This is a genomic window from Streptomyces sp. NPDC021096, assembly GCF_040641275.1.
In the GTDB taxonomy this organism is placed as follows: domain Bacteria; phylum Actinomycetota; class Actinomycetes; order Streptomycetales; family Streptomycetaceae; genus Streptomyces.
Window position 1 is genome coordinate 186,754 of the sequence record NZ_JBFADG010000008.1, and the last position, 24,195, is coordinate 210,948.

Genomic DNA, 24,195 nt, shown 5'->3' on the forward strand with positions numbered 1-24,195 from the left:
GTGAGCGGCTCCCAGTGATAGGGCAACAGCACACAGTGCCTCCCGTAGAGCACGTGGCACACGCGAGCGGCGCGCACTTCGCCTTCACCGACAGGTGGGGCGGGGTGAGCGCCGCTCCGTATGCGGAGCTCAACCTCGGCGGCGCGGTCGGCGACGACCCGGCCGCCGTACTGGCCAACCGGGAACGGGCGGCCGGCGCGCTCGGCCTCGACCCGGCCGCGGTCGTCTGGATGAACCAGGTGCACGGCAAGGACGTCGCCGTGGTGGACGAACCCTGGCAAGCCGGGCGAACGGGTGAGATCCCGGCGGTCGACGCCGTGGTGACGACCCGTCGCGGCCTGGCCCTCGCGGTGCTGACCGCGGACTGCACCCCGGTTCTGCTCGCCGACCCGGTCGCCGGGATCGCGGGCGCCGCCCACGCCGGGCGGCCCGGGCTGCTGGCCGGGGTCGTCCCCGCGGTCGTCGGGGAGATGCTCCGGCTGGGCGCCGACCCGGCCCGGATCCTCGCCCACATCGGCCCTTCGGTCTGCGGCCTGTGCTACGAGGTGCCCGAGGCCATGCGTGCCGAGGTCGCCGCGGCGGTGCCCGAGTCCTGGGCCACCACCCGCCAGGGCACCCCGGCCGTGGACGTCGCGGCAGGGGTCGCGGCGCAGCTGGACCGCATGGGTGTCACCGTCAGCGGCAAATCTCACATCTGCACGCTGGAGTCGGCGGACCACTTCTCCTACCGGCGCGAGCGCACCACCGGGCGGCTCGCAAGCTACGTGTGGCTGGACGGCTGAGCTGTGACGGACCGTAGAACCCAGTTGGCGGACAACCTCGCCCAGGTGGAGGAACGTATCTCCGCCGCATGCGCCGCGGCGGGGCGCAAGCGGGAGGAGGTGACGCTCATCGTGGTCACCAAGACCTACCCGGCGAGCGACGTCCGCCTCCTCGCGGAGCTGGGGGTGCGTCATGTCGCGGAGAACCGCGACCAGGACGCCGCCCCCAAGGCCGCCGAGTGCTCGGATCTGCCCCTTACCTGGCACTTCGTCGGTCAGTTGCAGACAAACAAGGTCCGGTCGGTGGTGAATTACGCCGGTCTGGTGCACTCCGTTGACCGGAACAGACTGGTCACGGCGTTGTCGACCGCGGCCGTCCGGGCCGGCCGGGAGCTGGACTGCCTGATCCAGGTGGCCCTTGACGCGGAGTCCGGAGCCCGGGGAGAGAGGGGCGGCGTCGCGCCCGACGCGGTGGTGGCCCTGGCGGACGCGATCGCGGAGGCGGAAGGGCTGCGGCCCGCCGGTCTCATGACGGTCGCTCCGCTCGAGGGGCCTTACGCGGGAAGGCCTCGGGCCGCATTCGACCGGCTGATGGAAATCGCAACGGACCTGCGCGCGGCCCATCCGGCTGCGAACATGGTGTCAGCAGGGATGAGCGCGGACCTCGAGGACGCGGTTGCGGCCGGTGCGACACATGTACGTGTCGGCTCAGCGGTACTCGGAGTCCGACCCCGGCTCGGGTAACGTCGCCAAGAAGTCGGACCACAGCAGAAAATATGGTCATTCCCGTCAAAAGGCGGGCGGACCACGTGGATCCGGGCGCCGTTGACGGAGCCGATCCACCACAGAGCGGAGGACGCAGAGAATGGCCGGCGCGATGCGCAAGATGGCGGTCTACCTCGGCCTCGTGGAGGACGATGGGTATGACGGCCCGGGGTTCGACCCCGACGACGAGTTCGAGCCCGAGCCCGAGCCGGACCGGCGCCGGCAGCACCAGACACATCAAGCACAACAGACGCAATCGGACGAACCGGTTCGAGTCGCCCAGCCGCCCGCGCAGCGCGAACCCGCTCCGCTCGTAGCGGAACCGGGACGACCCGCCCGAATCGCCCCCGTGTCGTCCATCACACCCGAACGCCACTCTCTGGAGAAGAACGCACCGGTGATCATGCCCAAGGTTGTGTCCGAGCGGGAGCCCTACCGCATCACGACATTGCACCCCCGGACCTACAACGAGGCCCGTACCATCGGGGAACACTTCCGCGAAGGTACTCCGGTGATCATGAATCTCACCGAGATGGACGACACCGACGCGAAGCGCCTTGTCGACTTCGCGGCGGGTCTGGTCTTCGGACTCCACGGCAGCATCGAGCGGGTGACGCAGAAGGTGTTCCTGCTGTCTCCTGCTAACGTCGATGTCACGGCGGAGGACAAGGCCCGTATCGCAGAGGGTGGGTTCTTCAACCAGAGCTGAGACGCAACACCGGGCAATCCGGACAACGGCCAGTCAGGCCGAGTACGAGCAAGGGGAGAGGGAAGCGCGAGATGGGCATCGCACAGCAGGTGATCTACATCGCGCTGTACTGCTTTCTGATCGTGCTGATCTTCCGGCTGGTGATGGACTACGTCTTCCAGTTCGCCCGCTCATGGCAACCCGGTAAGGCGATGGTGGTGGTCCTGGAGGCCACCTACACTGTCACCGATCCGCCACTCAAGCTTCTGCGGCGGGTCATCCCGCCGCTGCGTCTCGGGGGCGTGGCGCTCGACCTGTCCTTCTTCGTACTGATGATCATCGTCTACATCCTGATCACCGTCGTGAGCCGGCTGTGAACGCGGCTGTGAACGATACGGTCTTGCCGATTGCCGACGACTACGTTGAGGTGAAGAAGAGATGCCGCTGAGCCCCGAGGACGTGCGGAACAAGCAGTTCACGACCGTCCGCCTCCGAGAAGGCTATGACGAGGACGAGGTCGATGCCTTCCTCGACGAGGTCGAGGCCGAACTGACCCGCCTGCTCAGGGAGAACGAGGACCTGCGCGCCAAGCTGGCCGCCGCGACGCGTGCCGCCGCGCAGAACCAGCAGCAGGCCATGCGCAAGCCCGAGCCGCAGGAGCAGCAGCGACCCGGCGCTCCGGTGCCCGCTGCCATATCCGGCCCGCAGCCGGTGCCGCCGAACCAGCAGCAGATGGGTGGCCCGCCGCAGCTTCCGGGCGGTGCCCCGCAGCTGCCGGCCGGCCCAGGCGGACACGGCCACGGTCCCCAGGGTCCGCACGGTCCCGGCCCGATGGGACAGAACGGTCCGATGGGTGGCCCGATGGGCGGACCCATGGGGCAGAACGGACCTATGGGGCAGAACCCCATGCAGCAGAACGGTCCGATGGGCCAGAACCCGATGCAGCAGAACGGCCCCATGGGTGGTCCGCAGCTGCCGCAGCCGGGGCAGGGTCCCGGCGGTGACAGCGCGGCCCGTGTTCTCTCGCTCGCGCAGCAGACGGCCGACCAGGCGATCGCGGAGGCCCGTTCCGAGGCCAACAAGATTGTCGGCGAGGCCCGCAGCCGCGCCGAGGGTCTGGAGCGGGACGCCCGTGCCAAGGCGGACGCCCTGGAGCGGGACGCGCAGGAGAAGCACCGCGTGGCGATGGGCTCCCTGGAGTCCGCGCGCGCCACGCTGGAGCGCAAGGTCGAGGACCTGCGCGGCTTCGAGCGCGAGTACCGCACGCGACTGAAGTCCTACCTGGAGAGCCAGCTGCGTCAGCTGGAGAACCAGGCGGACGACTCGCTGGCCCCGCCGCGGACCCCGGCGACCGCGTCGCTGCCGCCGGCCCCCTCGATGAGCGGGTCGATGGCTCCGGCCGGTGCGGGCATGGGCGGTCACTCCATGGGCGGCAACTCCATGGGTGGCAACCAGTCCATGGGCGGCCACGGCGGTCCGTCGACCGGTGCCCCGTCGTACGGCGGTCAGCAGCAGATGTCGCCGGCGATGACGCAGCCGATGGCACCGGTGCGGCCGCAGGGCCAGCAGCCGATGCAGGCTCCCTCGCCGATGCGGGGCTTCCTGATCGACGAGGACGACAACTGACGGCCGCGTAGTCGTCGGCATCAATGGGCCGGGCCCCTGGGATTCCCCAGGGGCCCGGCCCATTTGTGCGCCCGCATCGGCGGGTGGACGAAACCCCCGGCGCGTCAGCGCCGGGGGCCATCACCCGATTGCTTACGCCTTACGGAGGCGGAACGCCAGTCCGAGGCCCTCGTCCGTGAAGGGGGCGCCGAACGCATCGTCACCCTCGCCGCCGGCGAAGTCCGTCGCCAGGACCTCGTCCGCGATGAGCGACGCGTGCTCGGTCAGCGCGGTCACCGTCTCCTCATCGGTGGAGGTCCACCGAAGGGCGATCCGGTCCGCGACGTCCAGGCCGCTGTTCTTGCGGGCCTCCTGGATCAGCCGGATGGCGTCGCGGGCCAGGCCCGCGCGCCGCAGCTCCGGGGTGATCTCGAGGTCGAGCGCCACGGTGGCACCCGAGTCGGAGGCGACCGACCAGCCCTCGCGCGGGGTCTCGGTGATGATGACCTCGTCCGGGCCGAGCGTGACGGTCTCCCCGTCGACGACCACCGAGGCCGTGCCCTCGCGCAGCGCGAGCGACAGCGCGGCGGCGTCGGCGGCGGCGACCGCCTTGGCCACGGCCTGGACGCCCTTGCCGAAGCGCTTGCCCAGGGCACGGAAGTTCGCCTTGGCGGTGGTGTCGACCAGCGAGCCGCCGACCTCCGAGAGGGAGGCGAGCGAGGAGACGTTGAGCTCCTCGGCGATCTGGGCGCGCAGCTCCTCGCCGAGCGCCTCGAAGCCGGCCGCCGCGACCAGCGCGCGCGACAGCGGCTGGCGCGTCTTGACGCCGGACTCGGCGCGCGTGGCGCGGCCCAGCTCGACCAGGCGCCGCACCAGCAGCATCTGCTGGGACAGCGTCGGGTCGATCAGCGAGGTGTCGGCCTTCGGCCAGGTGGCCAGGTGCACCGACTCCGGGGCCTGCGGGTCGACCGGGACGACGAGGTCCTGCCACACGCGCTCGGTGATGAACGGCACCAGGGGCGCCATCAGCCGGGTCACGGTCTCGATGACCTCGTGCAGCGTGCGCAGCGCGGCCGCGTCGCCCTGCCAGAACCGGCGGCGCGAGCGGCGCACGTACCAGTTGGACAGGTCGTCCACGAAGGACGACAGCAGCTTGCCGGCGCGCTGGGTGTCGTAGGCCTCCATGGCCTGCGTGACCTGGTCGGTCAGCGCGTTCAGCTCGCTGAGCAGCCAGCGGTCGATCAGCGGGCGGTCGGCCGCGGCCGGGTCGGCGGCCGAGGGGGCCCAGCCGGAGGTCCGGGCGTACAGGGCCTGGAAGGCGACCGTGTTCCAGTAGGTGAGGAGCGTCTTGCGGACGACCTCCTGGATCGTGCCGTGGCCGACGCGGCGCGCGGCCCACGGGGAGCCGCCGGCGGCCATGAACCAGCGGACGGCGTCGGCGCCGTGCTGGTCCATCAGGGGGATCGGCTGGAGGATGTTGCCCAGGTGCTTGGACATCTTCCGGCCGTCCTCGGCGAGGATGTGGCCCAGGCAGACGACGTTCTCGTAACTCGACTTGTCGAAGACGAGCGTGCCGACGGCCATCAGGGTGTAGAACCAGCCGCGCGTCTGGTCGATCGCCTCGGAGATGAACTGCGCCGGGTAGCGCTGCTCGAAGAGCTCCTTGTTCTTGTAGGGGTAGCCCCACTGGGCGAACGGCATGGAGCCCGAGTCGTACCAGGCGTCGATGACCTCGGGCACCCGGACGGCCGGGTGGGCGCAGCCCTCGGCGGTGCAGGTGAAGGTGACGTCGTCGATGTACGGGCGGTGGGGGTCGAGGCCGCTCTGGTCGGTGCCGGTCAGCTCGGAGAGCTCGGCCAGTGAGCCGACGCAGGTGAGGTGGTTGTCCTCGCAGCGCCAGATGGGCAGCGGGGTGCCCCAGTAGCGGTTGCGGGAGAGCGCCCAGTCGATGTTGTTGTTCAGCCAGTCGCCGAAGCGGCCGTGCTTGACCGACTCGGGGAACCAGTTGGTCTTCTCGTTCTCCTCGAGCAGCCGGTCCTTGATCGCGGTGGTACGGATGTACCAGGACGGCTGTGCGTAGTACAGCAGTGCGGTGTGGCAGCGCCAGCAGTGCGGGTAGCTGTGCTCGTACGCGATGTGCTTGAACAGCAGGCCGCGCTCGGTGAGGTCGGCGACGAGCTTCTCGTCGGCCTTCTTGAAGAACTGGCCGCCGACGAGGTCGAGGCCCTCCTCGAAGGTGCCGTCGGGGCGGACCGGGTTGACGACCGGGAGGCCGTAGGCGCGGCAGGTCCTGAGGTCGTCCTCACCGAAGGCCGGGGCCTGGTGGACCAGACCGGTGCCGTCCTCGGTGGTGACGTACTCGGCGTTGACGACGAAGTTGGCGCCCTCCAGCTCGACCAGGTCGAAGGGGCGGCGGTAGGCCCAGCGCTCCATCTCGCGGCCGGTGAAGGACTGCCCCGTCGCGGTCCAGCCCTCGCCGAGGGCCTTCTCCAGCAGCGGCTCGGCGACGACCAGCTTCTCGTTGCCGTCGGTGGCCACGACGTACGTGACGTCCGGGTGCGCGGCGGCGGCGGTGTTGGAGACGAGCGTCCAGGGGGTGGTCGTCCACACCAGCAGCGCCGCCTCGCCCGCGAGCGGGCCGGAGGTCAGCGGGAAGCGCACGAAGACGGACGGGTCGACGACCGTCTCGTAGCCCTGCGCCAGCTCGTGGTCGGACAGGCCGGTGCCGCAGCGGGGGCACCAGGGGGCGACGCGGTGGTCCTGGACCAGCAGGCCCTTGTTGAAGATCTCCTTCAGCGACCACCAGACCGACTGGACGTACTCGGGGTCCATGGTCCGGTACGCGTCGTCCAGGTCGACCCAGTAGCCCATGCGGGTGGTGAGCTCGGCGAACGCGTCGGTGTGGCGGGTCACGGACTCGCGGCACTTCGCGTTGAACTCGGCGATGCCGTACTTCTCGATGTCCTGCTTGCCGTTGAAGCCGAGTTCCTTCTCGACCGCGAGCTCGACCGGCAGGCCGTGGCAGTCCCAGCCGGCCTTGCGGCCGACGTGGTAGCCCTGCATGGTGCGGAAGCGCGGGAAGACGTCCTTGAAGACGCGCGCTTCGATGTGGTGCGCACCGGGCATGCCGTTGGCGGTCGGGGGGCCCTCGTAGAAGACCCACTCGGGGCGGCCCTCGGACTGTTCGAGGGTGCGGGCGAAGGTCTTGCTCTCGCGCCAGAATTCGAGCACGGCGTGCTCGAGGGCGGGCAGATCCACTTGTGCGGGTACCTGGCGGTACTGCGTCATCGGCTTCCTCCGGCGGGACGTCATTGCGCTGTCCGTCGGAGGGACGAGAACGCGCTGTCCGCTGCGCTTCCCGCGGTACCACCCTCCTTGGCCGCAGGCGTGTCACGCCTCCGGCCCCCTCATTGGGATCGCGATGCCGGCTCTACTGACCCCTCGGGGCGTTCTTCCGGCGGCTCCGGGCTGATCTTCACGTCCGCGCACACCCCCGGGCTCACACCGTCCCCGGGTCGCTCATGGCTGCGTGCGGCGCTACTCGTCCCTTCCACGCCTTTCGCTGCCGCCCAGTGTACGGGGCCGCGCGTGCGGCGGCCCACCGATTACGGGGCCGGAGGCGGGGCACAACGGTGGAGACCGGCGTGCCCCGTTGCCGCGTGCCCTGAGGCGATTTATCGTTCCCGCACGATTTGCGCGCAAGATCATAAAATGTGAAGGGGTCGCGGCCATGGCGGAGAAGTCGGCGTCCGCGAACGTGAAGAAGACCGCGGCCGCGAAGAAGACGGCGGCCAAGGCCACGCCGTCCGGCAAGGCCGCCGAAGCCGCCTCCGCGGGGAAGTCCGCTGGTGAGGGGCAGGCCTCGGCGAAGAAGGCGGCGAAGTCCGCCCCCGCGAAGAGGTCCGCTGCCGCGCACTCGGCCGCCGCGGCCGAAGCTGCGCCTGCGGCGAGGACCGCCCCGGCCAAGAAGGCCGGGTCGGGGAAGAAGGCGACTGCCAAGACCGCCCCGGCGAAGAAGGCTGCGAAGACCACCCCCGCGAAGAAGTCCGCTGCCGCGCACTCGGCCGCCGCGGCCGAAGCTGCGCCTGCGGCGAAGGCCGTCCCGGCCGCAACGGCTGCCTCGTCCAAGAAGGCCGCCCCGGTCAAAAAGACCGCCTCGGCCAAGAAGGCCGCTCCGCCCCAGGAGGCCGGCTCCGGCAAGGGGGCCGGCGGCGTCGGGAAGGCCGGCCCCGCCAAGGGCACCGCACCGGCCAAAAAGTCGGCGCCAGCCAAAAAGGCCGCATCGGCGGGGAAAAGCGTGCCGGCGGGGAAGACTGCCACGGTGGCCGATGCCGTGGGGGCGGAGGCCGCCGTGGTGAGGGCTGCGTCCGCCGGAAAGGGCACCGCACCCGCAGGGAAGGGCGCTTCAGGGAAGAGAGCCACCTCGGCCGGTACGGCCGGGGCGGCAGGCAAGGCCGCCCCGGCCGATACGGCCGCCAGGGCCAACAAGTCCGCACCGGCCCCCACGGCGGTGCCCGCTGAGGAGACGGGAGCCAGGACGGTGGCTGCGAAGAAGACCGCGAACAAGGTGCCGGGAGCGCGCACGGCCGCCGCCGGGCCGGGGGCGCTGGCCGTACGGCCGGGCGAGGAGCCCTGGTCGCCGGAGGAGGTGGCGGAGGCCCGCACCGAGCTGCAGAGCGAGGTGATGCGGCTGCGGGCGGAGATCCAGGCCTCCGAGGAGGCGATCAGCGGCCTGATGCGCGACTCGGGCGACGGCGCCGGCGACGACCAGGCCGACACCGGCACCAAGAACATCACCCGGGAGCACGAGCTGGCCCTGGCCGCCAACGCTCGCGAGATGCTGCAGCAGACCGAGCGGGCGCTGGAACGCCTGGACGCCGGAACGTACGGCCTCTGCGAGAACTGCGGGAAACCCATCGGCAAGGCCCGCATGCAGGCCTTCCCCCGGGCCACCCTCTGCGTGGAGTGCAAACAGCGCCAGGAACGTCGCTGACCGGCCCGGCACCACGTGCCGTACCCTCGTCCTCAGTCAGCAGGGACGACATCCAGGGACTCACGTGACTGAGGCGGAACAGGCCGGACGGCCCACCGAGCCCACCGGCCCGGCCCAGCCCACCGGGGCCGACGGGGCGAGCGCGCCCGCGGGCAAGCGGCGCATCGCGGTGCTGCTCGCGGTGGCCGCCTTCGCCTACCTCCTCGACCTGGGCAGCAAGCTGCTCGTCGTGGCCCAGCTGGAGCACCACGACCCGGTCCAGGTGATCGGCGAGTGGCTCCAGTTCGAGGTCGTCCGCAACCGCGGCGCGGCCTTCGGTATCGGCGAGGCGATGACGATCGTCTTCACGGTCATCGCCACCGCCGTGATCGTGGCGATCGCCCGCATCGCCCGCAAGCTCTACAGCCTGCCGTGGGCGATCGCGCTCGGCCTGCTGCTGGGCGGCGCCTTCGGCAACCTCACCGACCGGCTCTTCCGCGCGCCCGGCGGCTTCGAGGGCGGGGTGGTGGACTTCATCGCCCCCGCTCACTTCGCGGTCTTCAACCTCGCCGACTCCGCGATCGTCTGCGGCGGCTTCTTGATCGTCATCCTCTCCTTCCGGGGCCTGGACCCGGACGGGACCGTCCACGAGGACTGACCCGGGAGGGAACCCGGGGCAGTCCCCGGGAGGCCGCGGCGGGCCCGCGCGTGCGGGCCTGTCACAGCCGTCCGTCATACTCGACGGGTGAGCACCATTCCCGAGATCCGCGCCCTGCCCGTTCCCGACGGCCTCGAGGGCGAGCGCGTCGACGCTGCGATCGCCCGTATGTTCGGCTTCTCCCGCACCAAGGCGGCCGAGCTGGCGGCCGCGGGCAAGGTCCAGCTCGACGGGGCCGAGGCCGGGAAGTCCGACCGCGTCACCGGCGGCGCCTGGCTCGAGGTCGAGATGCCCGCGCCGCCCGCGCCGGTGCAGATCGTCGCCGAGCCCGTCGAGGGCATGGAGATCGTCCACGACGACGACGACATCGTCGTGATCGTCAAGCCCGTCGGCGTGGCCGCCCACCCCAGCCCCGGCTGGACGGGCCCCACCGTCATCGGCGGGCTCGCCGCCGCCGGGTACCGCATCTCCACCTCCGGTGCCGCCGAGCGCCAGGGCATCGTGCACCGCCTCGACGTCGGCACGTCCGGCCTGATGGTGGTCGCCAAGTCCGAGCGCGCCTACACCCTGCTCAAGCAGCAGTTCCGCGAGCGCACGGTCGACAAGCGCTACCACGCGCTGGTCCAGGGCCACCCGGACCCGATGAGCGGCACGATCGACGCCCCCATCGGCCGCCACCCCAACCACGACTACAAGTGGGCGGTCACGGCCGAGGGCAAGCCGTCGGTGACCCACTACGACCTCATCGAGGCGTTCCGCGCCGCCAGCCTCCTCGACATCAAGCTGGAGACCGGCCGTACGCACCAGATCCGCGTGCACATGTCCGCGCACCGGCACCCCTGCGTCGGCGACCTCACCTACGGCGCCGACCCCACGCTCGCCAAGCGGCTGGGGCTCACCCGCCAGTGGCTGCACGCCATGCGGCTCGGCTTCGAGCACCCCTCGGACGGCCGTTGGGTCGAGTTCGAGAGCGCCTACCCCGAGGACCTGCAGCACGCCCTGGACACGGTGCGCGCCGAGAGCTCGTAAGGCGGCCTCCGGGCCGGTGCGGCAGGCTGGAAGCCCAGTTCCACCGCACCGACCCGGCCCGGGGGTAATCCGTGGACCAGCTCGCCCTGCTGTTCGTCCTGCTGCTGGGGGCGCTGGTCACGGTTCCGCTGGGGGACCGGCTGGGGGTTCCCTCCCCGGTCCTGATGACGATCGGTGGGATCGTCCTCGCTCTGCTGCCGTTCGTGCCCAGCGTGGACATCCCGCCGGAGTTCATCCTCCCGCTGGTGCTGCCGCCCCTGCTCTACGCCACCGCCCAGCGCACCTCGTGGCGGCAGTTCGCGGCCAACAAGCGGCCGATCTTCCTGCTGGCGGTCGCGCTCGTCTTCGTCACCACCGCGGCCGTCGCCGCCGTCGCCGATGCGATCGTGCCCGGTCTCTCGCTGGCCGCCGCCGTGGCGCTGGGCGCGCTCGTGGCCCCGCCGGACCCGGTCGCCGCCACCGCCGTCGCGGGCTCCCTCGGACTGCCGCGCCGCCTGGTCTCCATCCTGGAGGGCGAGGGGCTCTTCAACGACGTCACGGCCATCGTGCTCTACCACGTGGCCATCGCGGCCGCCGTCAGCGGCCACTTCTCGCTGCCCAGCGCGCTCGCCGAGCTGGTGCTGTCCGCTGTGGTGGCCGTCGCCGTCGGCCTCGGGCTCGGCTGGGCGACCAAACGGCTGATGGACGTCCTCGGGGACGCCACCCTCCAGATCGGCCTCACCCTGCTGGTGCCGTTCGTCTCCTACGTCCTGGCCGAGGAGCTCAAGGGCTCCGGCGTCCTCGCGGTCCTCACCACCGCCCTCTTCCTGGCCGAGTACGCCCATGACCCCGACGACGTCCTCGGCCGGCTGGCCGGCCACACCTTCTGGGAGGTCGTCGACACCCTCGTCACCGGCGCGGCCTTCGGCCTCGTCGGCCTGGAGCTGCACAACGCCGTCAGTACCGCCTCCGGCCGCTGGGGCGAGATGCTGGGCATCGGCGGCGCCGTCGTGGCCGTGGTGGTGGGCGTACGGCTGCTGTGGCTGCTGCCCGCCGCGTGGCTGACCAAGAAGCTGCACAAGCGCCGGGACACCGAGGAGGAGGTCCTGCTGAGCTGGCGCGAGACGGTGGTGACGTGGTGGTCGGGGATGCGCGGCGTGGCCACCGTGGCGCTCGCCCTGGCCATCCCCTTGACCATGGAGGACAAGACCCCCTTCCCGGCCCGCGACGAGATCCTCTTCATCGCCTTCGCCGTCATCATCGCCACCCTCGTCGTCCAGGGCCTGACCCTGCCCTGGCTGGTCCGGCTGCTGGGGGTGCGCGCCGACACCGACGCGAGCCGGGAACTGGAGCGGCAGCTGGCCGCCCGGGCGGCGAAGGCGGCCCGGCACCGCCTGCTGGAGATCGTCGAGGACGAGGACCTCCCCGAGGACATGATGGAGATGCTCGGCCGGCGCGCCTACGACATGGGCGCCCGCATCAGCCCCGACATGGTCGACGAGGAGCGCCGCGACGCCCACGCGCAGCGCGTGGAACGGCTGCGGACGCTCCACCGGGTGCAGGGGCAGCTGCTGTCGGCTGCCCGGCACGAGGTGCTGGCGGCACGCAGCGAGCCGGGAATGGACCCCGAGGTGGTCGACAGGGTGCTGCGGCACCTGGACGACCGCACGCTGCGCGGGATCTGAGACGGTGGGCCTCCCGGCCGGCGCCCTCACGTCGTCCCCGGGCCCGGTCCCATGTCCTCGGCGGCCGGTAGCGCCTGCGGACGGTCGGGCACCCCGGCGCGTCCGGGCGCGGGCGCGGTGCTGATCCGCGGCAGCGCGTAGGGGTGCTCGCGGCGCAACCAGGCGATCATCTCCTCGCGCACCATGCAGCGCAGGGCCCAGATGTCTTCGGCGTTGCAGGCCGTCAGCAGCGCCCGTACCTCGACCGTGGTGGGCGTGGTGTCCGTGACCACCAGGTTCCAGGCCCGCTCGTCCCACTCGAGGGACGCCTTGAGTATGTCGTGCAGGTGTTCGCGCATCAGATCGACGGGGGCGGCGTGGTCCAGGTGGAAGAAGACGGTGCCCGTCATCCGGGGATCGCCCCGCGACCAGTTCTCGAACGGCTTGCTGGTGAAGTACGACACCGGCATGGTCAGGCGCCGCTCGTCCCAGGTGCGCACCACCAGATAGGTCAGCGTGATCTCCTCGACGGTGCCCCACTGCCCCTCGACCACGACCGTGTCGCCGATGCGCACCATGTCGCCGAAGGCGATCTGCAGCCCGGCGAAGAGGTTGCCCAGCGTCGACTGGGCGGCGATGCCGGCGACGATGCCGATGACCCCGGCCGAGGCCAGCAGGGACGCGCCCGCCGTCCGCATGGCCGGGAAGGTCAGCAGCATGGCGGCCACCGCGACCACCATCACGGCGGCGGCCACCACCCGCTGGATCAGCGTGACCTGCGTCCGCACCCGTCGCACCCGCGCCGGGTCCTGGGCGCCAGCGGCGTAGCGCGCGTAGGTGGCCTCGACCACGGCCGTGGCCACCCGGACGGCCAGCCAGGCGCAGGCCCCGATGAGCACCAGCGTCAGCACCTGCTCCGCGACCGCCGCGTGCCACGGGGACAGCTCCGCCGAGGGATAGCCCGCCCGCAGCAGCGCCGCGCACAGCACCACCCGCACCGGCACCCGGCAGCGGCCCAGCAGCCCCCACAGCGGCGTCTCCGGGTGGCGCTGCCCGATCCGGCGCACCACCTGGTCCACGACCCAGCCCGCCAGCAGTGTGATCACCACCGCCGCGCCGACCACCGCGAGGGGACGCAGTATGTGCTCCATGGGCACCTCCGCTCCTTCCGAACGTAGCTGGCACGATGGGGGCACGCTCCCCCAGCCCGATGCCGGGGGTGCCCCCACAGCTGTAAGGAAGTGACCTCCAGTGGCGTCCCCTACCACGATCGTCCTTTTTCATTCGGCCTACGGACTGCGGCCCGCCGTCCACGCCGCCGCCGACCGCCTGCGCGCCGCCGGGCACGAGGTGCACGTACCGGACCTCTACGAGGGACGCACGGCCGAGACCGTCGAGGACGGCATGGCCATCAAGGACGAGATCGGCCATGAGGAGCTGCTGCGCCGCGCCGTGACCGCCGTCGCGCCGCTGTCCGACCGGGGGCTGGTCTACGCGGGGTTCTCCCTCGGCGGGTCCATCGCGCAGAACCTGGCGCTGGGCGACGAGAAGGCGCGCGGCCTGCTGCTCCTGCACGGCACGTCCGACCTGGCCGAGGACGCGTCCGTGGACGAGCTGCCGGTGCAGCTGCACGTGGCGGACCCGGACCCGTTCGAGCCGCACGACTGGCTCACCGCGTGGTACCTGCGGATGCAGCGGGCGGGTGCGGACGTGGAGGTCCACCGCTACGCCGGTGCCGGGCACCTCTTCACGGACCCGGACCTGGCGGACTACGACGCGGAGGCCGCGGAGACCACGTGGAAGGTGGCGCTCGGGTTCCTGGAGGAGATCGCGGAGGCCTGGGCCTGAACCGGGGCTCCGCCCCGGACCCCCGCGATCGGGGAGCCGGTCAGTACACCGGGTTGTGTACGCGCTCCACCTGCTGGGTTCCGGAACGGGTGCGGTAGGAGCGGGTCCAGGACGACGTCGCGGCCGGGTCGGTCTTGTCGGACAGGACGTAGTAGTCCATCTGCGCCCGCTCGGCGGTGACGTCGAGGACGCCGTAGCCGTGCGAGTCCATGTCGAGCCACTTCACATGGCGGTTGGCCGCCTTGATGGCGGTGGCGGCGGCCAGGGACACCGTGTGCTGTGCGACGTGCAGGATGTCGTCGAGGTTGTCGGAGGAGACGGAGGTGACCACGAACTCCGTGGCCACCGACGACGACAGCGGATAGGTCGCGGCCTTCTTCGGCACGTCGTTGGCCCAGGCCATGTGGATGTCGCCGGTCAGGAAGACGGTGTTGCGGATGGCCCGGTCGGCGAGGTGGGCGATCAGCTCACGCCGGTCGTCGGTGTAGCCGTCCCACTGGTCGGCGTTGATGGTGATGCCGCCCGAGGGCAGCCCCAGCAGCTCGGCTATCGGCTCCAGCAGGTGGGAGGGCAGGGCGCCGAAGGCGACGGGGGAGATCATCACCGGGTTGCCGACCAGCCGCCAGGTGGTGTCGGAGGAGGCCAGGCCCGCCTTGAGCCAGTCCAGCTGGGCGCGGCCGGTGATCGTGCGCTCGGGGTCGTCCACCTTGCCGCTGCCGGCCTTGACCTGCTGCGAGCGGAAGGACCGCAGGTCCAGCAGGTGGAGGTCGGCCAGGCGGCCGAAGCGCAGCCGGCGGTAGGTGGTGCCCTGGACGGACGGGCGCACGGGCATCCACTCGAAGTAGGCCTGCTTGGCCGCGGCGAAGCGGGCCGCCCAGTCGCCCTCGGCGCCCGGAGTGTGGTTCTCCGCGCCGCCGGTCCAGGCGTCGTTGGCGAACTCGTGGTCGTCCCAGATGGCCACGATCGGGTGCGCGTGGTGCAGGGCCTGCAGGGCGGGGTCGGTCTTGTAGCGGCCGTGGCGGGTGCGGTAGTCGGCGAGGGTGACGATCTCGTGCGCCGGGGCGTGCGGCCGGACGGTGTACTTGGCCTTCGGGTACTCGCCGGAGGCGTACTCGTAGATGTAGTCGCCGAGGTGGAACACCGCGTCCAGGTCGCGGCGTTCGGCGAGGTGGCGGTAGGCGGAGAAGTGGCCCGACTCCCAGTTGGCGCAGGAGACCACGCCGAAGCGGACGCCCGCCGTGGCCGCGTCGTGGGCGGGCGTGGTGCGGGTGCGGGCGGCGGGGGAGTGGATGCGGTCACCGCCGTCGGCGGCGACCGAGAATCTGAAGTGGTAGCCGGTGGCGGGGCGCAGGCCGCGCACGTCCGCCTTGACGGTGTGGTCGGTGGCGGCGGACGCGGTGACCGTGCCGTGGGCGACGACGCGCGCGAAGGCGGCGTCCTCGGCCACCTGCCAGGTGACCTCGACGGCCGGCCCGCGCCCCGAGCCGGGCACGGCGTCGGGGGTGGGCGTGACGCGGGTCCACAGCAGGACGCCGTCGGGCAGCGGGTCGCCGGAGGCGACGCCGTGCAGGAAGGCGGGGCGGAGGCCGGCCGGGGCGGTCGGAGTGGTGGAGTCGGCCAGGGCGGCCGGCGCGGAGGCCAGCGGCAGCAGGGCGGCCGTCGCGGTGACCGCGGCGGCCGAGACGGCAGAGCGTCGCGATATGTCGTGGGATGTCACGAGCCGTCACTTTACTGGCCGGTACGACCGGCGGTAAGGCCGCGGGCGGGCGGAAACCCAAGTGTTCGCCCGCCCGTCGCCCCGGTGACGGCGACGCGCCCCGGCGGCCCCTACTTCTGGAGCGACTTGTCGACCAGGGCGGTGAACTCCTCGGGGGCCCGCGGCGCCTGGCCCTGCTCGTTGGCCAGGACCTTGCCGTTGAGCTTGAGGCCCGGGGTGCCCTGGAGGTCCTTGCCCTGGCCGACGAACGTGTCGAAGCTGGCGGACATCTCCAGCGCCCACTTGTCGTAGGTGCCGTCCTTGACGTCCTTCTCGAACGCGGCGTTGCCCTTGAGCTCCTTGACCTCCCCGGCGATCGACAGGAGCTTGGAGTCGTCGGAGAAGGCGTCGTCCCGCTCGTCGGGGTGGTTCTTCTTGTCGAAGAGGGCCTTCTTGTAGTCCAGGAACGCCTGCGGGCCGACGTTGAGCGCCGCGCCGAGCGCGCTCAGCGCGTTCTTCGAGCCCGAGCCCTTGATCATCGGGTTGCGGTCAAGGAAGGTGCCCATCCGGTACTGCACCTTGTACTTGCCGTCCTTGAGGTCCTTCAGCACCGTCTCGCCGACGGTCTGCTCGAAGCCCGAGCAGACGGGGCAGCGCATGTCCTCGAAGACCTCGAGGGTGTTCTTCGCGTCCTGCTTGCCGAGGACGACCGAGGCGCCCTTGTCGCCGGTGGAGTTGGCGGGCTTCTTGAACTCGCGCTCCTTGGCCGCGCTCTCCCAGTCCTCGCTGCTGACCTTGTTGTTCTTGCTGCCGTCGGTGGCCTTGGTCAGGGCCACGCCGGCGCCGGCGGCTATCGCGAGGACGGCCACGATGGCGCCGCCGACCAGGAGCTGACGGCGCGTCTTGTCCTTCTTCGCCTGGCGTTCGCGCTCGGCGCGCAGCCGCTCACGTGCGGCGGCCTTGTTCTGCGGAGTGTTGCGGTTGCTCATGATGTCGCTCCGTGAAGGTACGGGAAAGGGACCGGTGGTGTGCTCAGACGGATGCCGGGCACAGCGGCGGTCCCCGCCGGACGACGGAGTGGACGAGCAGGGGCAGCGCACGGGAGGGGAGGGTGTCGCGTACGGGCCGCGGGCGCGCCCCGTGCGGACGGGCGCAGGCGCCGAGCGCGGCGACGGCCAGCAGCAGGGGCCGGAAGGCGAACGAGGCCACCGCGCGCAGCAGCCGGCCCAGCGCCACCTCGCCGCGTCGCAGCCAGGCGGCGGCCAGCAGGCCGACGGCGACGTGCGCGGCCAGCAGCAGCCAGGGGGTGGCGGAGTGGGTGGCGGCGCCGCTCGCGAGCGGGTCGGCGCCGCTCCGGGCGGCCATGCGGGCCAGCGGGGTGCCGAAGTCGCCGCCGCGGCAGACCAGATCGACGCCCATCGAGCGCAGCGGGCCGGCGACGGGGCCGCCGGCCTGGCCGTAACAGGCGTGCTGGCCGGTGGTGAAGACGGTGTCCGCGGCCAGCTCCAGCGGGACCAGCAGGGCGGCTATCGACCAGTAGCCGCGCTCGCGGCCGGCCAGCGCGTAGGCGATCGCGAAGACCGCCGCCGACAGCACGGCGACCGTGGACAGCGGCAACGGCATCCGCGACAACAGCACATGGGAGGCCGAGGACAGGGTGACGCACAGCGCGGTGAACAGCGCTGCGCGCAGCGTCCTGTACCGAACTCCCGTCCCCTCCATGACGCCGAAGTCTGCCACGGCATCAGGGAGGTGTCGTGTCAAGATTCGGCATCGTTGAGGGGACGGTCGCCGGTGCCGCCGGCGGCGGGGGCGGCTACTTCAGCATCTTCTCGATCGCCGGAGTGAACTGCTGCGGGGTCATCGGGACGCCCTTGCCGTTCACGGTCTCGACCTCGAGCTTCTTGCCGTCGACCTTCAGGGTGGGGGTGCCGGTGACGTCCTTGGCCTTGTCGAAGGAGTCGGACACCTCCAGCGCCCACTTGTCGAAGGTGCCGTCCTTGACGTTCTTCTCGAACGTGGCGTTGCCCTTGAGGGCGGGGACCTGCCGGGCGACCTTCAGCAGGGCGTCGTCCTCGGCGTAGTCGTCCTTGGTCTCCTCGGGGTGGTTGGCCTTGGAGTACAGCGCCTTGTTGTAGGCCGAGAAGGCCTCGGGGCTCACGTTCAGGGCGGCGCCGAGCGCGCTGAGGGCGTTCTTCGAACCGGTGCCGGCGATCTGCGGGTTCCGGTCGAGGAAGGTCCCGACGTGGTACGACAGCTTGTACTTGCCGTCCTTGACGTCCTTGTCGATCGTCTCGCCGACGTTCTGCTCGAAGACCGAGCAGATCGGGCAGCGCATGTCCTGGTAGATCTCCAGGGTGTGCTTGGCGTCCTTCTTGCCGATGACGATCTCGGTGCCCTTGTCGCCGGCGGTGTTGGCGGGCTTGACGAGGCTGCTGTCCGCCGCGGCCTTCCAGGCGGCGTTGGTGGACTTGCCGCTGCTGCCGCTGCCGCCCAGCTGGCTCACGCCGTAGGCGATGCCGCCGGCTATGGCGAGGATGCCGACGACCGCGCCGCCGACGACGAGCTGGCGGCGGGTCTTCTCCTTCTTGGCCTGGGCCTCGCGCTCGGCACGCAGCCGCTCGCGCGCGGTCTGCTTGTTCTCCCAGGTGTTGCGCTTGCTCATGGTGATGCTTCTCCGTGGTGCTCTGTGCGGTGTGTTCTCTACTGCTCAGCCGAGGGCGGGGCGAAGCGGAGGACCGCGCCGGACGACGGAGTGGAGAAGCGGAGTGCGGGGCCGGGCCGTGCGCGCGGGGCGCGGGGGCCGTACGGGCGCCCCCTCGGGGCGGGCGTACGCGCCGAGCGCGGCGGCGGCCAGCAGCAGCGGGCGGAAGGCACACGCGGCGGCCGCCCGCAGCAGCCTGCCGAGCGCCGCCTCGCCGCGGCGCAGCCAGGCGGCGGCCGCGAGGCCCACCGTGACGTGCCCGGCGAGCAGCAGCCAGGGGGCCGCGCCCGGGGTGGCGACCCCCGCCAGGGGGCCGCCCATGCTTCCGCTGCACAGCCAGGTCAGCGCCCCCGGGGCCGGGTGCCCCCCGGAGCCGTAGCAGGTGTCCTGGCCGGTGGTGAAGAGCGCCCCGGAGGCCAGCTCCAGGGGCACCAGCAGGGCCGCGATGCGCCAGTAGCCGCGCTCCTCGCCCGCCAGGGCGTAGGCGAGCGCGAAGACGGCGGCGCCGGCCGCGGCGACGGCGGAGGCGGGCAGGGACCGGCCGGACAGCAGCACATGCGAGGCGGCGGACAGCAGGACGCACAGCGCTGAGAACAGCGCCGCGCGCAGTGCCCGCAGCCGTGCCGCCGATATGTCCATGAGGGCCGAGTCTGCCATGCCGTGCGGTGAGCCCCGGCTAAAGGCCCGGGATCCTGCCGTTGCGGAAGAGGTCCACGAAGATCTGGTGGTCCGCGCGGGCCCGGGCGCCGTAGGTGTGGGCGAAGTCCACCAGGAGCTCGGCGAAGCCCTCCTCGTCGGCGGCGATCACGGCGTCGATGGCCCGCTCGGTGGAGAAGGGCACCAGCGAGTGGCCGCTCTGGTCGTCCGCCGCGGCGTGCATGGTGGCGGTGGCGCGGCCCAGGTCGGCGACGACGGCCGCGATCTGGGCGGGGTCGTCGATGTCCGACCAGTCGAGGTCGACCGCGTACGGGGAGACCTCGGCGACCAGCTGTCCGTAGCTCCTGCCGTCCTCCTGGAGCTCCGTCCAGCCCAGCCACGGGTCGGCGTGCGCCTGCAGGGCCCGCTGGGAGATGACCGTGCGGTGGCCCTCGTGCTGGAAGTAGCCGCGCACCCGGGGGTCGGTGATGTGCCGGGAGACCGCCGGGGTCTGCGCCTGCTTCATGTAGATGACGACGTCGTTCTCCAGGGCGTCGCTGTTGCCCTCCAGGAGGATGTTGTACGAGGGCAGCCCGGCGCTGCCGATGCCGATGCCGCGGCGGCCGACGACGTCCTTGACGCGGTAGGAGTCGGGGCGGGCCAGGCTGGTGTCCGGCAGGGTCTCCAGGTAGCCGTCGAAGGCCGCGAGGATCTTGTAGCGGGTGGCCGCGTCGAGCTCGATGGAGCCGTCGTCGGGGAGGAAGCGGCGGTCGAAGTCCCGGATCTCCGTCATCGTGGCGAGCAGCCCGAAGCGGGTCATCGACCGGGCCTCGCGCAGCGCGTCCAGCAGCGGGCCGCCGGCGGTGTCCAGGGTGAACGGCGGCAGGTCAGACAAATTGGAGCTCCTGGCGCCGGTGGCCAGGGCGTGGATGCGCTCGCGGTAGGCGGCGGCGTAGATCCGCACCAGCTCGCCGATCTTCCCGTCGCTCAGCGCCTTGGTGTAGCCGAGCAGGGCCACGGAGGCCGCGAAGCGCTTGAGGTCCCAGGTGAAAGGGCCCACATAGGCTTCGTCGAAATCGTTGACGTTGAAGACCAGCCGGCCGTTGGCGTCCATGTACGTGCCGAAGTTCTCGGCGTGCAGATCGCCGTGGATCCACACCCGGCTCGTGCGGTCGTCCAGGTAGGGACCGGCGTCGCGCCCGTGCTCCAGGTCGGAGTAGAACAGGCAGGCCGTGCCCCGGTAGAACGCGAAGGCGGACGCGGCCATCTTCCGGAATTTGACCCGGAAGGCGGCCGGGTCGGCCGCGAGCAGCTCCCCGAAAGCGGTGTCGAAGACGGCGAGGATCTCCTCGCCTCGCTGCGTGGCCCGGTCGTGCTCGGTCGCCATCGCGGGGTCCTCCTGGGGTGGGGCATGGAACGAACGTGAGTGCTGTCGTGCTCAACGCGTGAGGGTACCGGCGCGTGCCCGCGGCTGTCGGTGGGGGCCGGTAACCTTCGAAGCTGTCCCCGCCGACCCGCTGCCCCATCCCCCGGAGGTCGTCCACCGTGGCCAAGACGCCGTTCACGCACCTGCACGTCCACACCCAGTACTCGCTGCTGGACGGTGCCGCGCGGCTCAAGGACATGTTCAATGCCTGCAATGAGATGGGCATGACACACATCGCCATGTCCGACCACGGCAACCTCCACGGCGCCTACGACTTCTTCCACTCCGCCCAGAAGGCCGGGATCACCCCGATCATCGGCATCGAGGCGTACGTGGCCCCCGAGTCCCGGCGCAACAAGCGCAGGATCCAGTGGGGCCAGCCGCACCAGAAGCGGGACGACGTCTCCGGTTCGGGTGGTTACACCCACAAGACGATCTGGGCGGCCAACGCCACCGGTCTGCACAACCTCTTCCGGCTGTCCTCCGACGCCTACGCCGAGGGCTGGCTGACCAAGTGGCCCCGGATGGACAAGGAGACCATCAGCCAGTGGTCCGAGGGGCTGATCGCCTCCACCGGCTGCCCCTCCGGCGAGCTGCAGACCAGGCTGCGCCTCGGCCAGTTCGACGAGGCCCTGAAGTCCGCCTCCGAGTACCAGGACATCTTCGGCAAGGACCGGTACTTCCTGGAGCTGATGGACCACGGCATCGAGATCGAGCGCCGGGTCCGCGACGGACTGCTGGAGATCGGCAAGAAGCTCGGCATCCCGCCCCTGGTCACCAACGACTCGCACTACACCTACGCGCACGAGGCGACCGCCCACGACGCCCTGCTGTGCATCCAGACCGGCAAGAACCTCTCCGACCCCGACCGCTTCCGCTTCGACGGCTCGGGCTATTACCTGAAGTCCACGGACGAGATGTACGCCATCGACGCCTCGGACGCCTGGCAGGAGGGGTGCGCCAACACCCAGCTGGTCGCGGAGCAGATCGACACCGAGGGCATGTTCCAGTTCCGGAACCTGATGCCCAAGTTCGACATCCCCGAGGGCTACACCGAGGTCACCTGGTTCCGCGAGGAGACCATGCGGGGCATGCACCGCCGCTTCCCCGGAGGCATCCCCGACGACCGCATGAAGCAGGTCGAGTACGAGATGGACACCATCATCTCGATGGGCTTCCCGGGCTACTTCCTCGTGGTCGCCGACTTCATCATGTGGGCCAAGAACCAGGGCATCGCGGTCGGCCCCGGCCGTGGCTCCGCGGCCGGCTCGATCGTCGCGTACGCCATGGGCATCACCGACCTCGACCCCATCCCGCACGGCCTGATCTTCGAGCGGTTCCTGAACCCCGAGCGCATCTCGATGCCCGATGTCGACATCGACTTCGACGAGCGCAGGCGCGCCGAGGTGATCCGGTACGTCACCGAGAAGTACGGCGCCGACAAGGTCGCCATGATCGGCACCTACGGCACCATCAAGGCCAAGAACGCCATCAAGGACTCCGCCCGCGTCCTGGGCTACCCCTACGCGATGGGCGACCGCCTCACCAAGGCGATGCCCGCCGACGTCCTCGGCAAGGGCATCCCGCTCTCCGGCATCCTCGACCCCAAGCACCCGCGCTACAGCGAGGCCGGCGAGATCCGGGGGATGTACGAGAACGAGCCGGACGTGAAGAAGGTCATCGACACCGCGATGGGCGTCGAGGGCCTGGTCCGGCAGATGGGCGTGCACGCGGCCGGCGTGATCATGTCCAGCGAGACGATCACCGACCACGTCCCCGTCTGGGTCCGCCACTCCGACGGCGTGACCATCACGCAGTGGGATTATCCGAGCTGTGAGTCGCTCGGCCTGCTGAAGATGGACTTCCTCGGCCTGCGCAACCTCACGATCATGGACGACGCCGTCAAGATGGTGAAGGCCAACAAGGGGATCGACATCGACCTCCTGAGCCTGCCGCTCGACGACCCCACGACCTTCGAGCTGCTCCAGCGCGGCGACACCCTCGGCGTCTTCCAGTTCGACGGCGGGCCCATGCGGTCCCTGCTGCGGCTGATGAAGCCCGACAACTTCGAAGACATCTCCGCCGTGTCCGCCCTGTACCGGCCGGGCCCGATGGGCATGAACTCGCACACGAACTACGCCCTGCGCAAGAACAAGCAGCAGGAGATCACCCCGATCCACCCGGAGCTGGAGAAGCCCCTCGAGGAGGTCCTGGCCGTCACCTACGGCCTGATCGTCTACCAGGAGCAGGTCCAGAAGGCCGCCCAGATCATCGCCGGGTACTCGCTCGGCGAGGCCGACATCCTCCGCCGCGTCATGGGCAAGAAGAAGCCCGAGGAGCTGGCGAAGAACTTCGTCCTCTTCCAGGAGGGCGCCCGCAAGAAGGGCTACACCGACGAGGCCATCCAGGCCCTGTGGGACGTCCTGGTCCCCTTCGCCGGCTACGCCTTCAACAAGGCCCACTCCGCCGCGTACGGCCTGGTCTCGTACTGGACGGCCTACCTCAAGGCCAACCACCCCGCCGAGTACATGGCCGCCCTGCTGACCTCGGTCAAGGACGACAAGGACAAGTCCGCGACCTACCTCAACGAGTGCCGCCGCATGGGCATCAAGGTGCTCCCGCCGAACGTCAACGAGTCGGAGTCCAACTTCGCCGCCCAGGGCGACGACGTGATCCTCTTCGGCCTCACCGCCGTCCGCAACGTCGGCGCCAACGTCGTCGACTCGATCATCCGCTGCCGCAAGTCCAAGGGGAAGTACACCTCCTTCCCCGACTTCCTCGACAAGGTCGAGGCCGTCGTCTGCAACAAGCGCACCGTCGAATCGCTGATCAAGGCCGGCGCCTTCGACGAGATGGGGCACACCCGCAAGGGCCTCACCGCGCACTACGAGCCGATGATCGACAACGTGGTGCAGGTCAAGCGCAAGGAGGCCGAGGGACAGTTCGACCTCTTCGGCGGCATGGGCGAGGAGGACAGCAGCGAGCCGGGCTTCGGGCTCGACGTGGAGTTCTCCGACCTCGAGTGGGAGAAGTCCTACCTGCTCGCCCAGGAGCGCGAGATGCTCGGCCTCTACGTCTCCGACCACCCGCTCTTCGGCATCGAGCACGTCCTGAACGACAAGGCCGACGCCGCGATCTCCCAGCTCACCGGCGGTGAGCACGCCGACGGCGCGATCGTCACCATCGGCGGCATCATCTCCGGCCTGCAGCGCAAGATGACCAAGCAGGGCAACGCCTGGGCCATCGCCACCGTCGAGGACCTCGCCGGCTCCATCGACTGCATGTTCTTCCCCGCCACCTACCAGCTGGTCTCCACCCAGCTCGTCGAGGACGCCGTCGTCTTCGTCAAGGGCCGGCTCGACAAGCGCGAGGACATCCCCCGTCTGGTCGCCATGGAGCTGATGGTCCCCGACCTGTCCAACGCCGGCACCAACGCGCCCGTGATCATCACCATCCCCACCGTGAAGGTCACCCCGCCGATGGTCGAGCGGCTCGGCCAGGTCCTCACCCACCACCGCGGCTCCACCGAGGTGCGGATCAAGCTCCAGGGCCCGCGGAAGACCACCGTCCTGCGCCTGGACCGGCACCGGGTCACCCCGGACCCGGCGCTCTTCGGCGACCTGAAGCAGCTGCTCGGCCCGTCCTGCCTGGCCGGCTGAGCCCGCACCCGGCCGTACACCGGCCCTGAAGAACGCGCGAGGGGCGGGGGGGGGGGGGGCGGGGGGGCGCCCCCCCCCCCCCCCCGACCCGCCGCGCAGGGTGGG

Annotated in this window: 19 protein-coding genes; 11 read left to right on the top strand and 8 right to left on the bottom strand. The window is 70.9% G+C overall.

Features of this window, described 5'->3' with window-relative positions; genetic code table 11:
- Positions 1–53 precede the first annotated feature (53 nt).
- From pgeF to AB0G59_RS14850, 5 genes are all read left to right on the top strand, one after another.
- Entirely contained in the window at positions 54–782 is a 729-nt protein-coding gene (pgeF, locus tag AB0G59_RS14830) for a peptidoglycan editing factor PgeF (RefSeq protein WP_360911530.1), read from the top strand.
- A gap of 3 nt (positions 783–785) precedes the next feature.
- Positions 786–1,505 (top strand): YggS family pyridoxal phosphate-dependent enzyme, encoded by a 720-nt coding sequence (locus tag AB0G59_RS14835; protein ID WP_360911532.1) that lies wholly within the window; start codon positions 786–788, stop codon positions 1,503–1,505.
- 121 nt (positions 1,506–1,626) lie between these two features.
- Positions 1,627–2,235 carry a cell division protein SepF gene (sepF, locus tag AB0G59_RS14840; RefSeq protein WP_360911534.1) on the top strand — a complete coding sequence of 203 codons (609 nt, stop codon included), beginning with the start codon at positions 1,627–1,629 and terminating at the stop codon, positions 2,233–2,235.
- 71 nt (positions 2,236–2,306) lie between these two features.
- Positions 2,307–2,591 carry a YggT family protein gene (locus AB0G59_RS14845; protein ID WP_099197393.1) on the top strand — a complete coding sequence of 95 codons (285 nt, stop codon included), beginning with the start codon at positions 2,307–2,309 and terminating at the stop codon, positions 2,589–2,591.
- A 61-nt stretch (positions 2,592–2,652) separates the two neighbouring features.
- Entirely contained in the window at positions 2,653–3,840 is a 1,188-nt protein-coding gene (locus AB0G59_RS14850; protein WP_071963488.1) for a DivIVA domain-containing protein, read from the top strand.
- A gap of 132 nt (positions 3,841–3,972) precedes the next feature.
- Here AB0G59_RS14850 and ileS read toward each other — a convergent pair whose 3' ends face one another.
- Complete coding sequence (gene ileS, locus AB0G59_RS14855; protein ID WP_360911537.1) at positions 3,973–7,107, bottom strand: isoleucine--tRNA ligase; 3,135 nt, start codon at positions 7,105–7,107, stop codon at positions 3,973–3,975.
- 442 nt (positions 7,108–7,549) lie between these two features.
- Between ileS and AB0G59_RS14860 the strand changes: the two genes are divergently transcribed.
- From AB0G59_RS14860 to AB0G59_RS14875, 4 genes are all read left to right on the top strand, one after another.
- Entirely contained in the window at positions 7,550–8,812 is a 1,263-nt protein-coding gene (locus AB0G59_RS14860; protein ID WP_360911539.1) for a TraR/DksA family transcriptional regulator, read from the top strand.
- Between the two features lie 64 nt (positions 8,813–8,876).
- Positions 8,877–9,449, top strand: a complete 573-nt coding sequence (gene lspA / locus AB0G59_RS14865; RefSeq protein ID WP_360911541.1) for a signal peptidase II — start codon at positions 8,877–8,879, stop codon at positions 9,447–9,449.
- A gap of 87 nt (positions 9,450–9,536) precedes the next feature.
- Positions 9,537–10,478 carry an RluA family pseudouridine synthase gene (locus AB0G59_RS14870; protein ID WP_071963490.1) on the top strand — a complete coding sequence of 314 codons (942 nt, stop codon included), beginning with the start codon at positions 9,537–9,539 and terminating at the stop codon, positions 10,476–10,478.
- A 71-nt stretch (positions 10,479–10,549) separates the two neighbouring features.
- Positions 10,550–12,142 carry a Na+/H+ antiporter gene (locus AB0G59_RS14875; RefSeq protein ID WP_360911543.1) on the top strand — a complete coding sequence of 531 codons (1,593 nt, stop codon included), beginning with the start codon at positions 10,550–10,552 and terminating at the stop codon, positions 12,140–12,142.
- Positions 12,143–12,168: 26 nt separating this feature from the next.
- Here AB0G59_RS14875 and AB0G59_RS14880 read toward each other — a convergent pair whose 3' ends face one another.
- Positions 12,169–13,272 carry a mechanosensitive ion channel domain-containing protein gene (locus tag AB0G59_RS14880; RefSeq protein WP_360911545.1) on the bottom strand — a complete coding sequence of 368 codons (1,104 nt, stop codon included), beginning with the start codon at positions 13,270–13,272 and terminating at the stop codon, positions 12,169–12,171.
- A gap of 100 nt (positions 13,273–13,372) precedes the next feature.
- On the opposite strand from AB0G59_RS14880, the gene AB0G59_RS14885 reads away from it, so the two are divergent.
- Positions 13,373–13,969 carry a dienelactone hydrolase family protein gene (locus AB0G59_RS14885; RefSeq protein WP_360911547.1) on the top strand — a complete coding sequence of 199 codons (597 nt, stop codon included), beginning with the start codon at positions 13,373–13,375 and terminating at the stop codon, positions 13,967–13,969.
- A gap of 40 nt (positions 13,970–14,009) precedes the next feature.
- Here the strand turns inward: AB0G59_RS14885 and AB0G59_RS14890 are convergent, their stop codons facing one another.
- The 6 genes from AB0G59_RS14890 to AB0G59_RS14915 form a co-directional block, all read right to left on the bottom strand.
- Complete coding sequence (locus AB0G59_RS14890; protein ID WP_360911549.1) at positions 14,010–15,686, bottom strand: alkaline phosphatase D family protein; 1,677 nt, start codon at positions 15,684–15,686, stop codon at positions 14,010–14,012.
- Positions 15,687–15,796: 110 nt separating this feature from the next.
- Entirely contained in the window at positions 15,797–16,654 is an 858-nt protein-coding gene (locus AB0G59_RS14895; protein WP_360911551.1) for a thioredoxin domain-containing protein, read from the bottom strand.
- 43 nt (positions 16,655–16,697) lie between these two features.
- Positions 16,698–17,387, bottom strand: coding sequence for a hypothetical protein (locus AB0G59_RS14900; RefSeq protein ID WP_360911579.1), 690 nt, complete (start codon positions 17,385–17,387; stop codon positions 16,698–16,700).
- A gap of 94 nt (positions 17,388–17,481) precedes the next feature.
- Positions 17,482–18,330, bottom strand: a complete 849-nt coding sequence (locus AB0G59_RS14905; RefSeq protein WP_360911553.1) for a thioredoxin domain-containing protein — start codon at positions 18,328–18,330, stop codon at positions 17,482–17,484.
- A gap of 45 nt (positions 18,331–18,375) precedes the next feature.
- Positions 18,376–19,026 carry a hypothetical protein gene (locus tag AB0G59_RS14910; protein WP_360911555.1) on the bottom strand — a complete coding sequence of 217 codons (651 nt, stop codon included), beginning with the start codon at positions 19,024–19,026 and terminating at the stop codon, positions 18,376–18,378.
- 19 nt (positions 19,027–19,045) lie between these two features.
- A complete protein-coding gene (locus AB0G59_RS14915; RefSeq protein ID WP_360911557.1) occupies positions 19,046–20,392 on the bottom strand; it encodes a DUF2252 domain-containing protein in 1,347 nt (448 codons plus the stop codon).
- A gap of 158 nt (positions 20,393–20,550) precedes the next feature.
- Here AB0G59_RS14915 and dnaE point away from each other — a divergent pair, with 158 nt between their 5' ends.
- A complete protein-coding gene (gene dnaE / locus AB0G59_RS14920; RefSeq protein ID WP_360911559.1) occupies positions 20,551–24,090 on the top strand; it encodes a DNA polymerase III subunit alpha in 3,540 nt (1,179 codons plus the stop codon).
- Positions 24,091–24,195 lie beyond the last annotated feature (105 nt).

Excerpts from the sequence above, each read along its gene's own strand:
- AB0G59_RS14880 (WP_360911545.1), bottom strand. The coding sequence starts at position 13,272 with ATGGAGCACATACTGCGTCCCCTCGCGGTGGTCGGCGCGGCGGTGGTG.
- AB0G59_RS14900 (WP_360911579.1), bottom strand. The coding sequence starts at position 17,387 with ATGGAGGGGACGGGAGTTCGGTACAGGACGCTGCGCGCAGCGCTGTTC.
- AB0G59_RS14860 (WP_360911539.1), top strand. The coding sequence starts at position 7,550 with ATGGCGGAGAAGTCGGCGTCCGCGAACGTGAAGAAGACCGCGGCCGCG.
- AB0G59_RS14895 (WP_360911551.1), bottom strand. The coding sequence starts at position 16,654 with ATGAGCAACCGCAACACTCCGCAGAACAAGGCCGCCGCACGTGAGCGG.
- AB0G59_RS14915 (WP_360911557.1), bottom strand. The coding sequence starts at position 20,392 with ATGGCGACCGAGCACGACCGGGCCACGCAGCGAGGCGAGGAGATCCTC.
- sepF (WP_360911534.1), top strand. The coding sequence starts at position 1,627 with ATGGCCGGCGCGATGCGCAAGATGGCGGTCTACCTCGGCCTCGTGGAG.
- AB0G59_RS14910 (WP_360911555.1), bottom strand. The coding sequence starts at position 19,026 with ATGGCAGACTCGGCCCTCATGGACATATCGGCGGCACGGCTGCGGGCA.
- AB0G59_RS14845 (WP_099197393.1), top strand. The coding sequence starts at position 2,307 with ATGGGCATCGCACAGCAGGTGATCTACATCGCGCTGTACTGCTTTCTG.
- AB0G59_RS14905 (WP_360911553.1), bottom strand. The coding sequence starts at position 18,330 with ATGAGCAAGCGCAACACCTGGGAGAACAAGCAGACCGCGCGCGAGCGG.
- ileS (WP_360911537.1), bottom strand. The coding sequence starts at position 7,107 with ATGACGCAGTACCGCCAGGTACCCGCACAAGTGGATCTGCCCGCCCTC.
- AB0G59_RS14850 (WP_071963488.1), top strand. The coding sequence starts at position 2,653 with ATGCCGCTGAGCCCCGAGGACGTGCGGAACAAGCAGTTCACGACCGTC.